General features: G+C 38.9%; 15 protein-coding genes. 6 read left to right on the plus strand and 9 right to left on the minus strand.

Features of this window, described 5'->3' with window-relative positions; translation table 11 throughout:
* Positions 1-69: 69 nt before the first annotated feature.
* From PSF09_RS19265 to gltS, 4 genes are all read right to left on the minus strand, one after another.
* Positions 70-423, minus strand: a complete 354-nt coding sequence (locus PSF09_RS19265) for a RidA family protein (protein WP_272666484.1) — start codon at positions 421-423, stop codon at positions 70-72.
* A 2-nt stretch (positions 424-425) separates the two neighbouring features.
* On the minus strand, positions 426-1,667 hold the full coding sequence (locus tag PSF09_RS19270; protein WP_272684357.1) for a D-amino acid dehydrogenase: 1,242 nt from the start codon (positions 1,665-1,667) through the stop codon (positions 426-428).
* A 56-nt stretch (positions 1,668-1,723) separates the two neighbouring features.
* Entirely contained in the window at positions 1,724-2,632 is a 909-nt protein-coding gene (locus tag PSF09_RS19275) for a LysR family transcriptional regulator (RefSeq protein ID WP_272666486.1), read from the minus strand.
* 212 nt (positions 2,633-2,844) lie between these two features.
* Positions 2,845-4,050, minus strand: coding sequence for a sodium/glutamate symporter (gltS, locus tag PSF09_RS19280; RefSeq protein ID WP_272666487.1), 1,206 nt, complete (start codon positions 4,048-4,050; stop codon positions 2,845-2,847).
* Positions 4,051-4,907: 857 nt separating this feature from the next.
* Between gltS and mdlC the strand changes: the two genes are divergently transcribed.
* The 3 genes from mdlC to PSF09_RS19295 all read left to right on the plus strand — a co-directional run bounded on the left by mdlC (position 4,908) and on the right by PSF09_RS19295 (position 7,954).
* Positions 4,908-6,536 (plus strand): benzoylformate decarboxylase, encoded by a 1,629-nt coding sequence (mdlC, locus tag PSF09_RS19285; RefSeq protein ID WP_272666488.1) that lies wholly within the window; start codon positions 4,908-4,910, stop codon positions 6,534-6,536.
* Positions 6,537-6,660: 124 nt separating this feature from the next.
* Entirely contained in the window at positions 6,661-7,422 is a 762-nt protein-coding gene (locus PSF09_RS19290) for an aminoglycoside adenylyltransferase domain-containing protein (RefSeq protein WP_272684358.1), read from the plus strand.
* 127 nt (positions 7,423-7,549) lie between these two features.
* Positions 7,550-7,954, plus strand: coding sequence for a RidA family protein (locus tag PSF09_RS19295; RefSeq protein WP_210838083.1), 405 nt, complete (start codon positions 7,550-7,552; stop codon positions 7,952-7,954).
* Positions 7,955-8,011: 57 nt separating this feature from the next.
* Here the strand turns inward: PSF09_RS19295 and PSF09_RS19300 are convergent, their stop codons facing one another.
* Both PSF09_RS19300 and PSF09_RS19305 read right to left on the minus strand, forming a co-directional pair.
* Entirely contained in the window at positions 8,012-9,355 is a 1,344-nt protein-coding gene (locus tag PSF09_RS19300) for an NCS2 family permease (RefSeq protein WP_210838085.1), read from the minus strand.
* Positions 9,356-9,387: 32 nt separating this feature from the next.
* A complete protein-coding gene (locus PSF09_RS19305; protein ID WP_272684359.1) occupies positions 9,388-11,163 on the minus strand; it encodes an adenine deaminase in 1,776 nt (591 codons plus the stop codon).
* A 144-nt stretch (positions 11,164-11,307) separates the two neighbouring features.
* Between PSF09_RS19305 and PSF09_RS19310 the strand changes: the two genes are divergently transcribed.
* The 3 genes from PSF09_RS19310 to PSF09_RS19320 all read left to right on the plus strand — a co-directional run bounded on the left by PSF09_RS19310 (position 11,308) and on the right by PSF09_RS19320 (position 14,209).
* Positions 11,308-12,234: a LysR family transcriptional regulator gene (locus tag PSF09_RS19310; RefSeq protein WP_272684360.1), complete on the plus strand. Its 927-nt coding sequence runs from the start codon at positions 11,308-11,310 to the stop codon at positions 12,232-12,234.
* Positions 12,235-12,398: 164 nt separating this feature from the next.
* Positions 12,399-13,295 (plus strand): hypothetical protein, encoded by an 897-nt coding sequence (locus PSF09_RS19315; protein WP_272666491.1) that lies wholly within the window; start codon positions 12,399-12,401, stop codon positions 13,293-13,295.
* Between the two features lie 179 nt (positions 13,296-13,474).
* Entirely contained in the window at positions 13,475-14,209 is a 735-nt protein-coding gene (locus tag PSF09_RS19320; protein WP_272666492.1) for a vWA domain-containing protein, read from the plus strand.
* A 120-nt stretch (positions 14,210-14,329) separates the two neighbouring features.
* Here the strand turns inward: PSF09_RS19320 and efeB are convergent, their stop codons facing one another.
* The 3 genes from efeB to PSF09_RS19335 are packed head-to-tail and all read right to left on the minus strand — an operon-like array spanning position 14,330 to position 17,344.
* Positions 14,330-15,604 carry an iron uptake transporter deferrochelatase/peroxidase subunit gene (gene efeB / locus PSF09_RS19325; protein ID WP_210838094.1) on the minus strand — a complete coding sequence of 425 codons (1,275 nt, stop codon included), beginning with the start codon at positions 15,602-15,604 and terminating at the stop codon, positions 14,330-14,332.
* A gap of 11 nt (positions 15,605-15,615) precedes the next feature.
* Entirely contained in the window at positions 15,616-16,518 is a 903-nt protein-coding gene (locus PSF09_RS19330; protein WP_210838096.1) for an EfeM/EfeO family lipoprotein, read from the minus strand.
* Positions 16,511-17,344, minus strand: coding sequence for an FTR1 family iron permease (locus tag PSF09_RS19335; RefSeq protein ID WP_272684361.1), 834 nt, complete (start codon positions 17,342-17,344; stop codon positions 16,511-16,513). Before PSF09_RS19335 ends, PSF09_RS19330 begins: the two co-directional genes overlap by 8 nt.
* Between the last annotated feature and the right edge of the window lie 10 nt (positions 17,345-17,354).

Here is a 17,354-nt window from a genome sequence, read left to right on the forward strand (position 1 = left end):
AATTGCTAGAGTAATAAAAAGCAGTCGGTCTCACTGCTTTTTTATATTTTAAATCTTACTAAATAGATATCAGTGCTGAGCCGCAATCACCATAATTTCAACAAGGACTTGCTCGCGTGCCATATTTGCTTCAACTGCTGCACGAGCTGGGCTATTTTCCACAGGCATCCAATTTTCCCATACTGCATTAAAGGCAGAGAAATCTCTCGCCATATTTTTAATCCAAATTTGAGCAGATAAAATTTGTGTTTTATTACTGTTGCTGGCTGCTAATAACGTATCAATTTTAGCTAAAATATCTTCAGTTTGCTGGGTAATATCACCTGTTAGGTCATTTGGTACTTGCCCTGATAAATAAACTATCCCTGCATATTCAACACTGTCAGCTAAGCGTGGTTTCGGGTTGTTACGTTTGATGGACATGATTACCTCGTTAATCCAGTTAAAGAAATTGGCGTTTTTTGTTCTGTAATTAATTGAGTCAATACTTCCGCGCTGCCTGCGGCAAGAGTAAACCCTAAACTACCATGTCCAATATTAAGCCATAAATTTTTATAGGTTGTTTTTCCTAATATCGGTGGGCCCTTTGGCGTTGAGGGACGTAACCCACACCAGCTTTCAGCATCGTCGATTTTAGGTAATTCAGGAAAGGTGTGTTTAATAATCTTCTTAAGAGCTTGTATTCTATTTTCACGTAAACCTTGGCTGTCATAACCAATATCGACCATTGCAGCAATGCGTAATTGATCATTAAGTTTGGCATAGACAATTTTATTGCCGTAATCAGTGACGTTAATTTTCGGAATAATATACTCAGCTTGCGGGTATTCGACACTTAGACTATATCCCTTTAATCCTAAAATAGGGACATTAATATTCAGTGTTTTTAATAACTCGCGGCTACCATTACCTGCGCAAACAATAAAATCATCAGCTTGGATAGTTCCCTGATGAGTAGCTATTCCTGTAATGCCGTTACCTTGTGTAATGAAGGATTCAACACTGTGCTGCAAACAAAGCTTAAATTGCGGTTGCATGAGTAAATATTGCAGTAGATTTTTGCAAAATAAATAACAATCTGCACTCTCATCATCAGGAGCATATATTGCCCCGACTAGTTGAGACTGTATATTCTTTAAAGAAGGCTCTAGTTCAATAATTTCAGCGGGTGTTAATACTTTTTGAAATTGTTTATCAACCGTTTCACTGGCTTTTTGAAAACTTTTATTATCGCGATGGATAATTAATTTCCCTGATTTTTCCCAAGCAAAATCGGCAATATCACCATTGTTACGCCATTTATTCATTATTTCTTGGCTTAGGAGCGATAAACGTAAAAGGTGGGTACCATTAATTTTATTGGTTTTACGGTTACAAGCTAATGTAAATTGCGCTAGCCAAGACCACTGTTGTAATGAAGGCGTTATTTTTAAATTTAAGGGGGAGTCATTTTTCCCCATCCAACGTAGGCCTTGTAAAGGAACGCCTGCATCAGCAAGAGGAGAAACATAGCGATAGCTGAGTTGCCCACCGTTAGCAAAACTGGTGTGCATACCGACATCTGTATCAGATTCAACTAATGTTACGGTTTGGCCTGCTTTAATTAATGCATAGGCGGTGCTTAAACCAATCACACCAGCTCCAATAACCACCACATGTTTAGTCATAATAATCCGTAACCCATAATAACCAAGATGTTATTATTTAACGGTGAATAAGCTAACTAAACAATTGAGTTTTCATTACCAGAGTATAACTTTTGGTTAACTACTTTATTTCTTTTTTCAAGCGTGGATGCCAAGGTATTAACATAATTCTGTGCGGCCTTAGTTAATGGTTTATCTGCGCGATGAAAAACGGATACGGCAAGGTGTAAGCCTTCCTGTAAAGGGTAAATCATTGATTCAGGTAATGTATGTTCGGCTGAAAAAATATCGGTAATACTACAACCTAAACCAGCTTGGACAAATTCTGCGGCCATATGATAGGTATGCACACTAATATTTGATTCTGCAAACTCATGACGTTTTTGTAATAGCTGAGATAAAGAATCAGAGCCAGGGTGGATCCAACGCTCCTGGTCAATATCAGTGAGGGAGACTGGTGAGTGTAATGGTAATTTGCTATCCACATAAACTAATGGGATATCTGCAATAGGTAAAACCGTAATACCGCCTTCAATTTCAAGATTAAAGCCAATACCAATATCGAGATCTTGTTGGGTTAATAACTGCAGAATATCGGTTGTATGATGTGTACCGATCGTGAGTTTGATATTAGGGTGTTTTTTAATAAATTGAGCGGTCACTTCAGGTACTAAGTTTAGCCCTAAGCTAGGTAAGCAACCAATGGCTAATTTGCCTTGCGGGTCACGTGATAAATTTTGAGCTAAAATTCTGAGCTTATCTAAATTATGATAAACTTCCTTCGCTTCTTCAAATAGCAGGTTTGCCTCAGCTGTGGGAATTAGCTTTCCTCTAATTCTCTGGAATAGTACTAAGCCAAGTTGTTGTTCCGCATGTTTTAAGGCCTTGCTGGCAGCGGGTTGTGAGATATGTAAAACCTCTGCTGCACGAGTTAGAGAACCACAGGTCATGACCGCATAAAAAATATCGAGATGCCTTAATTTCATTTTAAGAAACCTATTATTTGCCTTTACTCACAGAAACCGACTATTGGTATTAATTCGCATATTCTACCGAATTAATACAAATTAATCTGAACAACTATTCATTTTGTGCTGAAAATGGTGAAAGGAAATTAGGCGGTTTAAATTAAATAGAGAGAAAAAAGCGAAGGCCAGACTATATACTTAGGTTATAGCCTAGCCTTTATGATTGTGCACTAGGTAAAATACGTGCCGATTTCGATAAAGATTTTAATTAAGATACTATTTGAAATATCGACAATAAATGCCCCCACCATTGGCACGACTAAAAAGGCTTTATGGGAAGGACTGAATGCTTTAGTGACGGTCTGCATGTTAGCGATAGCGGTTGGTGTCGCACCCATTCCAAACCCGCAGTGCCCGGCACTAATAACAACGGCGTCATAATCTTTGCCCATCATTTTAAAGGTAACAAATGTAGCAAATAAAACCATAACCACCGTTTGTACAGCAATGATAATTAGAACAGGCCCTGCCATACTAGCGAGTTGACCGAATTTTAAGGACATTAGCGCCATTGCTAAGAATAATGACAAGGCTACACTACCTAAAACATCAACGGTAGGTTCAAAAACTTCATGTTTAAATACATGCGTTAGGACATTACGAATAATAATACCGACAAATAAGCACCAAACGAAGGTAGGTAATTGCACAATGGTATCTTTAAAAAACTCACTAATATAGCCACCTACAACAATACAGATAATTAGCATTGAGATGGTTTCAATAACATTATTGGCATTAATTTTACGTTTAACACTCGGTTGTTCGAAAGCTTCAACGATAGTTTCTTTTTCGAGTTCAGTGCTTTTAGGGATCGTAACTTTTTTCAATAAATGGCGAGCAACAGGGCCACCAATTAACCCACCGAGGACTAAGCCTAAGGTTGCACACGCCATAGCTAATTCAACAGCACCTGTCACACCATATTTATCAGCTAATATTGGTCCCCAAGCCCCTGCATTGCCGTGGCCACCCGTAAGCGTGATTGAACCAGCAATTAAACCAATAAATGGACTTTCATTAAGCATGACAGCCATTCCCATACCAACGGTATTTTGAATAGCAATTAAGATAGTCACTGCGATCGTTAATAAGACAAGTGGCTTACCACCTTTTATTAAACGCGAAAAATCTGAGCTTAATCCAATTGATGAAAAGAACGTAATCATCAAAATGCTTTGTAGTGAAGCATCAAAAGTAAATGAATACCCTGCAGTTTTATCAACAATTAATAGAATGATAGCAACAATAAAGCCGCCAACAACGGCTTCAGGGATATGGTTTTTTTGTAGAAAAGGTGTGTATTTGACAACAAACATACCAATCAACAGCGCCAAACAAGCGACTAATAAAGTGTAGCTGGCATCTAGGATCATTATTTTACCTCAAGTTAGTTTACCAGAACTTTCACTGTTGTTATTTAACATTAGCGATAAATCAAGTTACTTTGTGCAACTTTTATTTAACAATGAGTTTTGTTTGGGTATCTATAACTTTTAGTTAATCCTAGACTAAGTATTGAATGGGTGGCAGTGAAGTCTCATGTGTAAATTTTCCTAGTTAAAAATAGCGAGAGACAGCATGAACAGCAGGTTTCTGTTGAAAAGGCTCATTTAAAGATGGCTATGTAGGAAGAAAGTTGGCTTTTTCGGGAACTTATCTAAGAGAAGGTTTATGTTACCAAGTAATTATAAGAAGTGTGATGTACAACATAAAAGAAAATGGGCAGAGTAGAGTGAAGCATGAGGTAAATAACCCATTATTGGATTATGAGTGAAAATATTGTCTAGTCTATAGCTAGGACCATCCTCAGAAATCTAGGGACCGCATTGTCGTTAACGCTAAAAATATGGCCTTTCATCAATAGTAAATCGCTGATGGTTACTTTTGAATAGAATAAGTACAAATATAATCACTAAACGCTATTTGATAATTTTGTTTCAGGTTTATATTTGGTTTTTTTTACCATCTTATTGAGACTGTTTAATTTGGCTGTTATTTAATGGCTTGTTTTCATAAGTGTATTGTCATTACCTTTCTTTTTGATGGACTTAAAAGGAAAATTCACCTGAATATATCGTTAATCAATTTTTTGCTATAGTACCTAATTACAATGAGTTAGGTTTTATTTTAATTATTTAATAATGATATGGCGTGTGAGTTTAACAGAGTTTTTTAACTCTAAATTTTCTTTTTATTAGATAATTTGAATATTTTTTATGGAGTGTTTTCAATGCAAAAAACGATCCGTCAAGTCACCTATGATTTATTACGTAAGTTAGATATTACAACCATTTTTGGCAACCCAGGTTCGACAGAAGAAACATTTTTAAAAGATTTTCCAAATGATTTTCGTTATATCCAAACATTACAGGAAGCCTCTGCTGTTGCCGCCGCAGATGGTTACGCGCAGGGAATGCGTAAAGTTGCGATGGTGAATGTACATACTTCCGCAGGGTTAAGTAATGCCATGAGTAATATTTTGACTGCCTATATGAACCGAACGCCATTAATTATTACGGCGGGAAATCAAACACGAGAAATGTTATTGATGGAGCCTTGGCTAACCAACATTGAGCCTGAAACGTTGCCAAAACCCTGGGTAAAATGGAGCTACCAGCCAGTGCGCGCAGAAGATGTCCCTGCTGCTTTTATGCGAGCGTATGCAATGGCTCTGCAACCGCCCGCCGGGCCAGTATTTTTATCTATCCCATTGGATGATTGGGATAAACCCGCACTAGCACAAGAAGCTGTTGTTCGTTCTGTCCCGCAGCGCATTGGTTATGACCCAGCTCGACTACAAGAGTTTGCTTCTGCTCTATCGAATGCGAAGAATCCTGTACTTATTTATGGTTCCGCCATTGCAAGAGGGGAAGGTTGGGATATCGGCATTAAACTTGCTGAAAAATTAAATGCTCCAGTGTGGGCTGCGCCTGCATCTGAACGTCCGCCATTCCCAGAAACTCATCCTCTGTATGCAGGTGGGTTACCTTTTGCGACAAAACCGTTATCTGAAAAACTCGAAGGACATGATTTAGCCATTGTTATTGGGGCTCCTGTATTTAGGTATTACCCTTATGTTGCAGGCAGTTATATTCCTGAAGGACTGAAATTACTACACATTACAGATGACCCAATCGAAGTGGGTAGAGCTCCTATTGGAGATAGCTTGTTAAGTGATGCTGTACTCGCATTAGAAGGGTTAATTAACTTGGTTGCGCCTCGTACTGCGACAAAAAAAGTGGAAAAACAACCTCATGGAATGGCACCGTACCCAGCAGCAGCTGAACAAAGTTGCAATAGCCCAACACTGAGTGCAACACAATTATTTCGCACCTTGAGGGAAGTTTCACCAAAAGAAACCGTCTTGGTGGAAGAGTCCCCTTCAAACCTCGGTGAACTTCATCGTGAATGGCCAATCGAATTTCCTGACTCATTCTATACTTTTGCAAGTGGTTCATTAGGTTGGAATTTACCAGCAAGTGTGGGAATTGCATTAGCCGAAAGGGACAGCGGGCGCCATCGCCCAGTGATGGCAATTATTGGTGATGGCTCCATGCAGTATTCAATTCAAGGCTTATGGAGTGCTGCGCAGCAGAATTTACCTATTGTGTTTATCATTCCGAAAAATAATGAATATGGCATTTTAAAATCATTTGCAGTATTGGAGGAAACACCGGGGGTTCCGGGGCTTGATATTCCAAATTTAGATATCGTGGCTTTAGGAAAAGGATATGGTTGTGCTGCGGTGAGAGCTGAAACTATAGAAGACATTAAACAAGCCTGCGAAGAGGCATTTAAGCGTAATGGGCCAACAGTGATTGAAGTGCCTATTTTACCGTCAATTCCTCCACTAATTTAACTATGTATGGATGATTAAATAGCTCCTAATCAGGGGCTATTTTTTTATCTGTGTTTTATTCAAGGAATAGATAGAATCGTTACATTATAATTATATTAATTAAATAAGTTAGGACGCGATTTTAATGAAGACCCCTCTACAAGCAGAACAAGCTTTGGTTATTCTACAAAAATATTTTTCTGATTCATTAATTGCTGTTTATTTGCATGGTTCTTCTGTTTCGAGTGGATTACGGCCAACGAGTGATATTGATATACTTGTGGTGGTTGATACTCCTATAACGAATATATGTCGTGAACAACTTGTGCGGGATTTAATGGATATTTCTGGCTTATATCCGATTGATCCAGAAGGCCGGCGACCACTTGAAGTTGCCGTATTTTTAGCAAGTGAATTAAATTCACTGTCTTACCCTGCAAAATGCGAATTAATTTATGGGGAGTGGTTACGTACAGATTACGAGCAAGGGGTATTTGAAGGGCAAACTCAAGATCCAGAGTTCACACTCATGTTAGCCCAAGCGTCACAAGACGCGGTAAGTTTATGGTACCAAGAGATTTACCACTTACCGATTATTGGCTTGCACGATATTCACTGCGCTATGTTAGATTCACTCCCTAACCTAGAGTTATCCCTAGAAGGTGATGAGCGCAATGTTTTACTGACATTGGCACGGATGTGGTACACCATGGAAACAGGGCTATTTACTTCAAAGGGGGAGGCTGCTATTTGGGCAGCTGAATTAATGCCAGTGGAATTGGCATCAATCCTAGTGGTAGCAAAAAACGCCTATTTAATAGGGAGTTCTGTTGATTGGGAAAATCAGTTGATGAGTGTCACGCAATGTGCAAATTATTTAGCTGAACGTATTCGTATTTATTCTTAGGTACCTTAAATCAACGTGTCTTTTGATGCTTTCTGAATACCAATCAAATGACGTTTGCTTGATGTTTAATGAATCAAAAAGTAAATGGCTTATACTGCCTCACTGTTTTATTAATGATGGAATAAAAATGACTAAGAAATCGATAAACCCAGCTTCTATCTTTAATTCTTTGCAGTATGGCTTTAGCCAAGCTATAGAAATAACGGGAACCCGACAATTATTTTTATCGGGGCAGGTTGGCGTAAATGCCGCAGAAGAAACTGTTGCTGGGGGTATATACGAACAAACCGTACAATCATTAATCAATATTGAACATGTATTGCATGCGGCTGGTGGCGATTTATCTCAGGTAGCTATGCTACGTATTTACATCAAAGAGGGCTTTAATAGCCATGAGGAACAAGCTGACATTGCGAAAGCATTAAAAGAAAAGTTTCCAAACAATCCACCAGCCTCATCTTGGGTTATTGTTTCAGGGCTTTCTTTGCCGGAATGGTTAATAGAAATAGAAGCTCATGCAGTTTTAAACTAAATTTATTAGAATAGAAAAGCCGACAGTGGAAAAATCGGCTTTTCTGGCACTAATGGTCTAGTGTTTCACTAGTGTTGAGAAATAATAAACAAGAGGTACCGCAAGGATCCACAAGCTAATTGGAATTTCTCTCCACTTGCCAGCAACGGCTTTAATTAAGATGTAGAATAACAACCCACCGGCGATACCCGTACCAAAGCTATTAGCGATTAGCGTAATCATCACCATCATTAATACGGGTAAGCCATCGGTAAAATTGCCTAAGTCTACTTTTCGTAAACCGCTGAACATATTTAGTCCAATTAAAATTAGAGCAGGAGCCGTGGCTTGTGCTGGGATCATTAATGCAATAGGTGTAAATAGCAGCATTAATAAAAACATAAAGGCTGCAGCAAGAGCTGTCATACCAGTTTTACCCCCAGCCTCTGCCGCGGCTGAAGACTCAATAAGTGCAGTTGCTGCAGGAATACCAACCCATGGTCCTAATGCTGCAGCAATTGAGTCAACGATAAAGGGACGGTTAATATTTGGCATATTACCTTCTTTATCTAATAAACCCGCTTCTCCGCCAACTGCTAATGTTGTCCCCATAGTTGAGAAAAACTCAGCAGCAAAAAAGACAAATAAGAAAGGGAGAAACGCGATATTTAATGCGCCAATCAAGTCTACATGCCCTAATACAGGGGCCACAGAGTGTGGAATACCAATAAAGCTGTCAGGTAATTTTGTGACGCCAAAAGGAATACCTAAGAGGGTTGCAAATAAAATTGCCCATAAAATTCCACCTGGTATTTTGCGAGCTTGTAGTGCAATCGCAACGAAAAAGCCAGCAAGTGCAACTAATGCACCGGGGGAAAGGAAATCACCAAGCATTAATGCATTTGTTTTTGGGTTAGCGAGCACTAATCCTGCATTTCGAAAGCCTAATACGGCAACGAAAAGGCCAATTGATGCAGTTAATCCGAGTTTAATTGATTGTGGGACAGAGCGTGTAACAACTTCACGCAAACCAAATTTAGTTAATAGGAAAAATAAGATCCCTGACCAACACGCGATGCCGAGCCCGATTTGCCAGTCAATACCTTCACTGCCTGCAAGCGTAATACCGACAAGGACAGAGCCTCCAATACCAGGGCCTACAATAAAGGGTAAATTAGCATAGAACGCCATTAATAAACTGGCAATGACGAAGACAATAATTGTTCCGGTGGTTGCAGCTCCTTTATCCATTCCTCCAACGGCAAGTAAACCGGGGATCACCACAAGCAGGTAAGCTGCGGCTAAAAAACCGGTCACTCCAGCTAAACACTCTGTTTTTACTGAACTGCCGCGCTCACGTAAAGCAAAGCGCCTTTCCAGCCAACTCCCTGATGTTGGCGTATTTATTGAATTGTCAGCCATTAATTGGCTCTCCTATCATTATTATTAATTTTCTAAGCGCGCTTAGCAGTATGGATGACAGCATCAACGATTTGACGCGTTGTTCCATCCGTTAATCCTAAATCGGTTAAATGTGGGCCTGCATTGCAAGCAAGACAGGTTCCTTCAATAGCCTTAAAGACTCGATAAGGTGGCTCCCAATCAGCGATTTCACTGCTTAATTCACGCAATTGGCGAAATTGAGCAGCCAGCTCAGTTGCGGGTAAATCAGATAGCATACCGGCTATTGGCATAGCGACATGAGCTAAAACTTGACCATTTTGTACTAGTGCCATACCTCCACCACTCTCGATTAATAAATTAGCGGCAATGGCCATATCATCAGGGTTACGACCAAGGACAACGAGGTTATGTGAATCATGTGAATAGCTAGTCGCAATGGCTCCGCGTAATTCCCCCCAGCCCTCAAGTAAGGCTATCTGAGGTAAAGCATCGTGACGGCCGTGACGGTGTTGAACTCGGATAAGGCTGAAATTATTCGGCACTTGTACCACGCTATTTTTGATTTGTACGTCAATCTCGCCCCATTGGGTAAAGCGTGCTCCACGAATATGACGTAAACGCGCACTACCATCATTGATTCCATCAATTTTTAATGTGCAATCATTTGGGGTGATTGGCGAGAGTTGCATGGTATCTCGTGGTGGTAAAATATCATTATGTGCGCTTAATGCATTGATAAGTTGGTTATTTTCTGCAATTTTTTGGCCTGATACATACACGGCTTGTGCTTTCAACGTTTCCAATGAATCGAAGATGACTAAATTTGCTTTTCTCCCAGCAGCAATCAGGCCAAGGTCATGGCGTTGCAAGCGTATTGCAGCGTTAAATGTAGCAAAGCGCAGTACGTCCGTTGCTGGCATTCCATGTTCAATTAACAGGTTTAGTAACGCAATAATGCCACCTTTTTCAATTAATATGTCGGGCGGCACGTCATCCGTGCATACTGTAATTTGTGATGACAAATGCGGTAAAGATTTTAATGCGGCAACAATATCGGGAAGGAGATAAGGATGAGAGCCACGAATTTGTAATGTAAGGCCCGCACGTAGCTTTTCAAGGGCATCTTCAGCTGAGGTTAATTCGTGATCAGAGGTGACGCCGGCAGCCAGATAAGCTTGCAGATCAGCTCCTTTTAAACCTCTTGCATGGCCTTCTATAAGCTTACCTGATGTAATTCCTGCATTTAGAATTTCTTCCATTCTGTCACTGCCATGGAGCACACCAAACATATCCATGACTTCGGCCACACCACGAACTTCCGGCCAACTCAGCATGGTTGACATTTCTTTCCCAGCAAAGTCCGCTCCAGACATTTCTAAGCCAGGTGTTGATGGCACTGACGAAGGGGCTGCAACCATGACATCTAACGGTAAATTTCGGCTAGAATCAATAGCATAACGTACACCTTCTAGGCCTAATACATTGGCAAGCTCATGGGGATCCCAAAATACAGCCGTTGTTCCTTGAGCGAGAACTATTTCGGCATAACGTACAGGGGGTAAGTGTGAGCTTTCTAAATGGACATGAGTGTCTATTAAGCCGGGTGAAATGAAATAGCCTGATAAATCATGGGCTTCAGTTGCATCAGTACGGGTTCCAGTAGGATGTACGCTAGCAATTAGGTTGCCGGTAATCCCAATATCTGCAAGGCGAACTTCACCGGTTACCATATCAACAATATTGGCATTAGCGAGTAGAAGGTCAAAAGGCTTTTCGCCTTTAGCAGATTGAATGACGTGACGCCTATTTTGTTCTGTTATGCACATAAAGATACCATTCTTACAATTTATGATTGTTACTTTATGAGCAACGCAAACGTTTGCCAAGATGATAAAATTTATCATGTGATAAGAAATGGTTATAATGAATCGAAATATTGGCTAATCCAATAAAAGTAAAAGAACATTATTATGATAGAACCTTGGCAGAGGCTGCCTGCACTTACGCTCAAACAGCTACAGTATTTTGTGACGTTAGCGAAACTTCGTCATTTTACCGAGACCGCTAATCGTCTAGCGGTAAGTCAACCTGCTTTGAGTAGTGCTTTGCGGCAAATAGAAACGGTTATCGGAGGAAAGCTAATTAATCGCACAGCTTCATCCGTAACATTAACGGAGCTAGGTGCTGCAATTTTGCCACATGCACAGCAAATACTGAGTGTTTCTCATCGCGCATTTAGTGAAATTCAAAAAATAATCGCGGAAGGAGGGGACGGAACATTACGTATTGGCTTAGTTCCTTCCGTAAGTTCTCTGTTATTTCCTGCGGTGCCTGAACTATTAAATCAATATTTTCCGAGGCTTAATATTGAATTTTATGACCAAACGAATGACGCTTTAATTAATAAACTTATCAACCATGAAATTGATTTCGGTATTGGTGTGTTAGATAGTTCAGTACCTCAGAATTTAGCTATTTTTCCACTACAAGATGACCCTTTTGTGGCTGTTATCCATCATGATGACGCTGTAGCGGATAATAGATTTCATTTGCCATGGAAGCTACTCAATAACCGTGATGTTGCTGTATTTTCGAAAGGTAATATTCAACGCTTGGTCGCTGCGACAGTGGAAAGTCACCGTTTAAAATTAAAGATTCGCTATCAAGTGGATTACATTGAAACGCTATATGGCTTAGTTCGCTCAAAACTGGCGATTGCGATTTTACCACAGCTTTATACTGTACATTTACGTGATCCAGAATTGAAAGTTTTGCAATTACAACAGCCCGAGTTAACTCGTACAGTAGCTTTAATTCGCAATAGCCAACAAACGACGCCGTTAATGGATGAGGTTTTTCAGGTATTGTTAAAAGTATTGCGTGATAATAACGCATGAGTTATATCCATTAAATTGGTAACTACCGCATTTATCGTAAAGTTATTTTATTCGAATAACTGAATAATGGTTTCTAATATCGAAAATAATATATTAAAGAGCGCCATACAATAGATCTAATTTTTAGTTAATAAGTTGATTTTAAAAATTTTTGGAATAACATTATGAATACTATACTAAAATATAGCTGTTTTATAGCTGCAACTATATTACTTTCCGCTTGTGACGATATGGAACTTTTAAGTGGTAAAGGTAAGTTTTATTATAGTAATCCAAGTGCAAACACTATTACGTTTAAGCTGGATGGCAAAGGTTATGATGTTTTACCGGATGATAAAGGTGTTGTTTTACTTTCTAGTGGACCACACCAGTTAGTTAGTGATGAAGGTGACGTGACGGATTTTTTTGTTTTTGAAAATAACTCTGGCGGGATTATTAACCCAAATCATTTTGTTTACTACACCTTGTCTGAAGTTTATGCTGTTGATGGTAAAGAAGATAGGTTTAAACCTACTAGCTATCCCATTACAATTAATGGGCACGAACTTGCGCTACCTGCCCGTAGTTCTAACGCAACGCTTATTGATGCAAATATATTTAGGTGTAGCTACCCAGTAGGCGAAAGTTTTCCTGACTCAATCACACTCTATGATGATAAGTTAGATGGAAATATTAAATCTAAATGCTTTGATAAACATGAATTAATTGCCTATTTAGATAGTGAATATGGGCAAAATTTGTTGCCGGATCCTGCTAATCATGAAGCCGCGGATTCTATCAATATGGTATTTATATATGAAGTTCCAACTGTTACTTTTGATAATACGGATGTGCAGATAAAAGCCGAAAAATTAATTCAGTTAGTTACACGATTAAAAAATACTGATGATGTTGATATTCATAAAGAATTAAACCAAGAATTTCACCATGCTATCACTGAGTTAGTACATGAACAGGCTAGAAGCGCTTCATCAAACTCTGTTGCAGAAAATATAAAATATAATAATTTTATTCAAGAAATTAATGTAGTAAGAGAAAATGGTATTTGGTTAAAACAGTAATTGTTTAAGGGGATATACTATTTATTTACTTACTCAGGAAAATTATTATCAAGTAATAGTTTTGAAATTAATTAAGAAAATGCTTATTAAGTATACAGAGTAATCTTATTTTAAATAATTGGCGAAAAAGCGAGATTGGTGTGGTTATATTTATATTAACCACACCAAGGAACTCGGCGATGAATTTATCCATACAATCCGTTTTCACCGTCATATCAGCTGCATTTTTGTTTTTATTTTCCTCTATAGCTAGTAGTACTACTATTATTGATACTAAAAAAGACCCCGATGTTTTAGATTTAGTGTTTATTCTTGATAAAAGCGGTTCAATGTCAGGATTCGAAACCGATACAATCGGTGGATATAATAGTGTATTAACTGAAAATAAAGGGAAAAAAACAAAAACCTACATTACAACTATTTTATTTAATGACAAAACAAGTTTACTTCATAATAGAGAACCCATTGAAAAGGTTTCTAATCTAACACTTGATGATTATCCCGTTGGTGGTTATACCGCATTATTAGATGCGATAGGAGACGGTATTGAAAAAATGCAAGAAAATAGAAAGGTTACAAAAAATAATAATGTTCTTTTTGTGATAATTACAGATGGACAAGAAAATAGTAGCCGTAAATATTCTCAAGCGAAAATTAAAGCCATGATTAAGTCTGCAGAAACAGAAGATAAATGGGATTTTATTTTCTTGGGAGCCAATATTGATGCTATTTCTGAAGCAGAAAATATTGGAATTAAAAGTTCAAATGCGACTGGTTATGTCCAAGATGGGACTGGATACGATAAGGCTTATCGTGCAGTAAATAAAGCGGTGGAAGCGAAGCAAATGTCTGCGCCAATATCAGAGGATTGGAAACAAGAAGTCGAAGCGGATGTGAAGGAACGAAAAAAATAATAATATGTTCAAATCTAGGCAGTATTTTATTATTTAAAATGCCTAATAGTTGATGATAGAGTTGCAAGTAAAGCCCCTATAGCAAGGATACAAGGGTAATAGGGGCTTTTATTCATATCATTATTTAGTTTGTTTTAAGGCTGTAAACATTTTTTCGGCTAGTATGTCATGTGCCGACTCAATTCCAGGTAATACAAAGTAGTACCCACCACCAAAGGGCTTGATATAACGTTCAAGCGGTTCACCATTAAGGCGCTTTTGAGTATCGATAAAGCCTGTCTTTAAATTTTGTTGAAAAGAGACGAAAACCAACCCCATATCGAGTGTTCCTGTTTCGGTTAACCCGAGTGAATAGCTGTAGCTCCTTCGCCTTAATTTTGCAGTATAACGTTCAGGATTGCGGGGTTCTGCACGGCGCATATGGGAATCAAATAAAATACGGTCGCCATGAGGGTCTTGGCCAAACTCAGGATCATCATGCTCATTTTTCATGCCGATGGGTGCTCCTGAATCTTTATGGCGACCAAAATCATTTTCTTGATCTTCTAATGGCGTTCTATCCCAAAATTCTAAATTAAAGCGAATGAGACGTACTGCTTGGTATGTCCCTCCATCACACCAAGATGGCTCTTGACTGCCTTTTGTTATCCAAATTAATTCGTTCATCAATAAATTGTCATCAGCAGGTGCATTTCCCGTTCCATCCTTAAAACCAAAAAGATTGATAGGAGTGGAATGGCTATCAATGTCTCGTGCAGGTAAGAAGCCGTCTATTTTCCAGAGGGGAAAGCTGTATGGAGAAATATGACGCAAAATGTCACGTAATGCATAGATAACGCTTTCTTGGCTATTCGCGCATATTTGCAGAAGAAGATCGCCACCACACCATTTCTGTTCTAACCGATCGTTGGGGAAACTGGTCATTTCACTAAGATATTTAGGTTTGATTTTATTTAAGCCGAACCGGTTATCAAACAGAGAGTTACCTAAAGCAACGGTGATGGTTAGTGAGTCGGGTTGTTGTTGCGCTCCCAGAATACCAGATTCTGCGGGAGGCATTTTATCATTATTGATTGGAGGCGCTTTTTGGGGTTGGGTTAAATCAGCGATACGCTGGGTTAGTAGTGTAAAAACAGTCTGTAATTCTTCGATGGAATTTGCCGTCATATTAAATGCGATGAAGGAGGCATTTTTGGGTTCAGGCGTCAAAACACCGGCTTGGTGTGGCCCAAGATAATTGATTGCTTTGTCATAAGTGAGTTGGCAATCGGCGATTTTGTCTTGTGCTTTTAATGCTGGGGCGGCTAAAACTGCGCTACTAATTGCGAGCATTTTTAGGGCATTACGCCGAGACATTCCGTTGGTTTGAAATATATTTCTCAGTTTAGCTTGCATAAATGTATGCCTTAATATTTATAGTAAACATCGACATCGAGCTCAGCACGTAATTTTGCTAAGGTTTCGGCTTGCTGAGTGAATAATGAATAAAGCGCCATTTTGTCTTTGAGTTGTAATTGGCTATAAGGTTGATATGTCGTATTTGATAGTTGATATGACTGCATTATTTGATTAATCAGTTGGTCATTTTTCTGTATTTTTTCAAGGGTCTCTGGCTTGATAAAAGGCTTAATAATTTCAATTATTTTTTGTGACCCTTTCAAATTAGCAGCAATATCAGTTAAATCAGACAAACTGTAGATATTTTCTTTACCGCCCAATTTCGTTTCTAAGATCATTTCAATAAAATCAGCTGAGGCTTGCACGAGCTTAGGTATTTCAATGGTTTCAGTTGCTACCCGTTTATACAAATCACGCCCTTTAAGTAATAATTCTTGGTTTGCCGTTAAGGCAAGTTCAGTATTTTTTTGCATAAATAATTGGTATTCAACAAGATGAAACCCCGTAAAGCGGTAATCAGTTTCTTTATCAAGGAAATAATCGGCCCTTGGATTAATTGTTCTATCCGTATTACCAAATAAAATAATAATCGGGCGTACTGTTTCATAATGTTGGTGAGCCTGAATATACGCGGTTTGGGCTTGCTCTAGCTTTCCTTGTTGTAAACTTTGTTGTAACAATTCCAATTGCGTCACCATTTCTGCCAATTCAGCAGTGGCAAAGGCTAAATAGGTTTGGATGGCATGTTGATATTTTTCAGGAGTGGGAATATCCCCTTTAGCGATAATGATGTTATCCCCTGTTTGTACAGGGGATCTCAGTGCTTTACCTTGAACCAAGCTAGGTAGTGCCATACTGAGTATTAAGCTAATAGAGACCCATTTGATGCTATGCCTCAGTGAGCTAGACATTTTTTTTGCTCCGAGTAAACAATGGGATCACAATAGCCCAATAAAGGATAAAGGTAATAACACTGAGCCAAATAGGCTGTGAACGATAAGCAAAGAAAGAAGAGATAAAATTACCAGCAATACCTGAATCATCGAGAAATGCAGTTGTATCCCAAGCGGGATAAATTAAAAACTCAGGGATAGCAAAATCATATTCAATCAGTAAGTTCGCACTTTCTTCTACCCCTTTAAGTAGGAGAGATAACGCGAGGAATAATAGGATAACGCCGGTAACTTTAAAGAAGATAGACCAAGAAATTAAGCGATTTGTTAATAAGAAAGCATAGAGTGTAAGACCTGCAATCGCCATTCCACCACCGACTTCGATAAAGAAAGTTGATGCATTAGACGCGGTTAACGACATAATAAAGCTAGATAAAAAGACGACGATTTCGCTTCCTTCACGGGCAATGGCAATAGCAATAATTAATGCTGCTCCCCACCAATTATGGTGAGCAGCATTATGGCTTATTCCTGATTCAATTTCTGATTTCATTGAGCTGCCATGTTTGTTCATCCAATACACCATTTGGACAATCAGAATACAAGCGAGTAACTCCATAAAAATCATAAACAGTGATTGCCCCGTATCATCAAGGACATTAAATACGCCATAGATGAGAAGAGCGAGTAGGATGGAGGTAATAACCCCAATAGCGACGCCAGCCCAGAGGTATTTCATACCATTGTGTGCGTCAGGGTGTCGTTTAATCCACGCATAAATAATACCAATGACAAGTAACGCTTCAAAACTTTCACGCCACACAACAAATAGAACCTGTCCCATGCTAAATCCT

Source organism: Providencia sp. PROV141, assembly GCF_028481645.1.
GTDB classification, from domain to species: Bacteria; Pseudomonadota; Gammaproteobacteria; order Enterobacterales; family Enterobacteriaceae; genus Providencia; species Providencia rettgeri.